The organism is Pseudomonas sp. CFII68 (assembly GCF_000416195.1).
GTDB classification, from domain to species: domain Bacteria; phylum Pseudomonadota; class Gammaproteobacteria; order Pseudomonadales; family Pseudomonadaceae; genus Aquipseudomonas; species Aquipseudomonas kilonensis.
This window is the reverse complement of record NZ_ATLN01000011.1, coordinates 1-2,933: the sequence shown is the minus strand read 5'-3', so window position 1 is coordinate 2,933 and position 2,933 is coordinate 1. Positions and strand designations below refer to the sequence as shown.

Annotated in this window: 3 protein-coding genes and 1 pseudogene; all 4 read left to right on the top strand. The window is 65.3% G+C overall.

Annotation, left to right across the window (positions count from 1 at the left end):
* Positions 1-835: type VI secretion system-associated FHA domain protein TagH (gene tagH / locus CFII68_RS0125700; RefSeq protein ID WP_033062316.1), on the top strand; the 835-nt coding region annotated here is incomplete at its 5' end.
* Between the two features lie 68 nt (positions 836-903).
* On the top strand, positions 904-1,410 hold the full coding sequence (gene tssJ, locus CFII68_RS25630) for a type VI secretion system lipoprotein TssJ (protein WP_018600116.1): 507 nt from the start codon (positions 904-906) through the stop codon (positions 1,408-1,410).
* 15 nt (positions 1,411-1,425) lie between these two features.
* On the top strand, positions 1,426-2,760 hold the full coding sequence (gene tssK, locus CFII68_RS25635; protein ID WP_018600114.1) for a type VI secretion system baseplate subunit TssK: 1,335 nt from the start codon (positions 1,426-1,428) through the stop codon (positions 2,758-2,760).
* Between the two features lie 6 nt (positions 2,761-2,766).
* Positions 2,767-2,933: pseudogene (locus tag CFII68_RS27320) on the top strand (type VI secretion system protein TssL); the annotation flags it as partial.

Here is a 2,933-nt window from a genome sequence, read left to right as displayed (position 1 = left end):
GGCCCCGCCGCCTGTGCCGCTACCGCCGGTGGTTGAGCCGGTCGCGACGTCTGCCCCGCAGGCTCCGCTCGCCGACATCTTTGCTGAAATCAGTGCACCGCCGCCGCCACCCGTGCCTGAAGCGTCGGTCACCCGCGTCGAGCCCCCGGTCGCAGCTCCAGTTGCTCCAGTTGCTCCAGTTGCTCCGGTTGCTCCGGTTGCTCCGGTTGCCCCGGTTGTTTCAGCCGCCCCGGTCGAGGCCAACCAGCCCGACTTGCTGCAAGCGTTCCTGCGCGGTGCCGGGCTGGACCAGTTGCGCCTGGACAAGGCCAACGCCGAAGCGCAGATGGAGAGCATCGGGCGCAGTTATCGGTTGATGGTCGAAGGCCTGATCGATGTCTTGCGCGCCCGCAGCAGCCTCAAGGGTGAGTTCCGTATCCAACAGACGATGATCCAGCCGGTGGAAAACAACCCGCTGAAATTCGCCCCCAATGTCGATGAAGCCCTGCTGTTGCTGTTGCGCCACGGCAACCAGGCGTTCATGGCCCCGGACGCGGCGGTGCGTGACAGTTTCGATGACTTGCGGGCTCACCAACTGGCGGTGATGGCCGGTGTGGAAGCGGCCATCAAGCATTTGCTGGGGCGCTTCGAGCCGGCGCAACTGGAAGAACGCATGGCCAAGCCCGGTGGGCTCTCGGGTATTTTCAGCGGCTCGCGACAGGCCCAGTACTGGCAGCAGTTCACCGAGCTCTACAGCAACATTTCCCGGGAGGCCCAAGAGGATTTCCAGGACCTGTTCGGTCGCGAGTTCAGCCGCGCCTACGAAGAACACAGTACGCGACAGCGACGCCGCTAAGCGGCGCCGTCCCATAACAAGATTGATCGGCACACAACGGATAGCTCAAACGTCATTGAGGACGCAGGATGATTCCCAGGTTTTTACTCGCAGTCGCCACCGTGCTTCTGCTGACGGCGTGCGCCAAGGATGCGGCCAACCCCCAGCCCGAAGAAGCTGAGGCCGACACCGCCGCCATCGAGCTGCACTTTCACGCCATTGCCGGCCTCAACCCCGGCGCCACCGGCCAGCCGGCCCCGGTCCGGGTGCGCATTTTCGAACTGAAAAATGCCGCCACCTTCGGCCGTTCCGATTATTTCGCCCTGGCCGAACGGGCCCAGGCCACGCTGGGCGCCGACCTCATCGACCAGGACGAAGTGCTGGTCCAGCCCGGCCAGCAACTGAGCCTGCAACGCGACCTCGACCCGGCCACGCGGCACATCGGAATACTGGTGGGCTATCGCGAGCTGGACCAGTCGCTGTGGCGCACGGTGATGAATGTCCCGGCGCGCGAATACACCGAATACCAGATCAGCCTCGATGTGCGCGCCGTGCGCAGCGCCGTCGTCGTCCCCCCATCCAGCCCTGCCCAATAAGCAATCGGAGCCCCCATGTCCTGGAACAATCGCGTGGTCTGGTCGGAAGGCATGTTCATTGGAACGCAGCACTTCCAACAGCATGACCGTTACCTGGAAAACCTCATCGACGCACGCAGCCGCCCCTTGTCGGCCGGCGCCTGGGGTTTTTCCGAATTGCTGATCGACCAGGGCCTGCTGGCCCAGGGCAAGCTGGCAATCATCTCGGCGCGCGGCCTGTTGCCGGACGGTACGCCCTTCAACATTCCCCAGGATGACCTGGCGCCGATCCCATTGAACGTCGACGACAACCTGCGCGATGGCCTGGTGTACCTGGCCTTGCCGCTCAAGCGCGCCGGCGCCCGGGACACCGTGGACGAAGGTGAAGACCTCGGCGCTGCGCGTTATGTGAGCCAGGTGTGCGAAGTGCGCGACGACAACGCACCGTTCGAAAACCGCGCACCGGTGGCCCTCGGCTCGCGGGCGCTGCGGCTGTTGACCGAACAGGATGGCATCGGCGACTACGCCGCCATCGGCGTGGTGCGCATCAAGGAAAAACGCGCCGACCGTGCATTGGTGCTCGACGACGCCTACATCCCGCCGCTGCTGGATGTGATCGCCTCCAAGCCGCTGGCGGCGTTCCGCAGTGAACTGCTGGGCCTGCTGCATCAACGCGGCGAAGCCCTGGCCGGGCGGGTGGTGGCGTCTGGCGCCGGTGGTGCCTCGGAAATTGCCGATTTCATGCTGTTGCAACTGGTCAACCGCGCCCAGCCGCTGATCCAGCACCTGAGCCAGTTGAGCCCGCTGCATCCTGAGCGTTTCTACAGCGAACTGGTGAGCCTGGCCGGGGAGTTCTCCACGTTCACCGCGTCCGGGCGACGACCGCAGCAATACCCGTCTTACCAGCACGATGACCTGGCGCTCAGCTACGCGCCCGTGATGCAGGCCCTGCGCGAAGCCCTGTCGATGCTGATCGACAGCAAGGCGACACCGATTCCGATTGTCGAGAAAGCCTACGGCATCCACGTGGCGATGCTGGCCGACAAGACCCTGCTCGACAGTGCCAGTTTCATCCTGGTGGTGCGCGCCGACGTGCCGGCCGAGACCCTGCGCGGCCGCTTCGGCCAGCAGAGCAAGGTCGGTTCGGTGGAGCACATCCGCGACCTGGTCAACCTGCAACTGCCGGGCATCGGCCTGCTGCCGTTGCCGGTGGCGCCACGGCAGCTGCCGTACCACGCCGGCTCCACTTACTACGAGCTCGACCGGGGCAGCGATCACTGGCAACAGTTGAGCAACTCCGGCGGCTTTGCGTTCCACATCGCCGGCCAGTTCCCAGGGCTGAACCTGGCGTTCTGGGCGATCCGAGGATAAACCGCGATGAGTAACGACGATCGTACCCAGTTCATGCCGACGCCCGGTGGCCGTGGTGGAGATCCCTTCCGCCCGGACGCTGGTCGGCCACAGCCGACGCCTGCGCCTGCACCGCTGTCGATGCCAGCCGCTCCGGTGCTGACCGGCAAGGCCGAGGGGCTCAACCCGCTGGA

What these genes read in the sequence shown, in the direction of transcription:
- tssJ (WP_018600116.1), top strand. Translation starts at nt 904, where the DNA reads ATGATTCCCAGGTTTTTACTCGCAGTCGCCACCGTGCTTCTGCTGACG.
- tssK (WP_018600114.1), top strand. Translation starts at nt 1,426, where the DNA reads ATGTCCTGGAACAATCGCGTGGTCTGGTCGGAAGGCATGTTCATTGGA.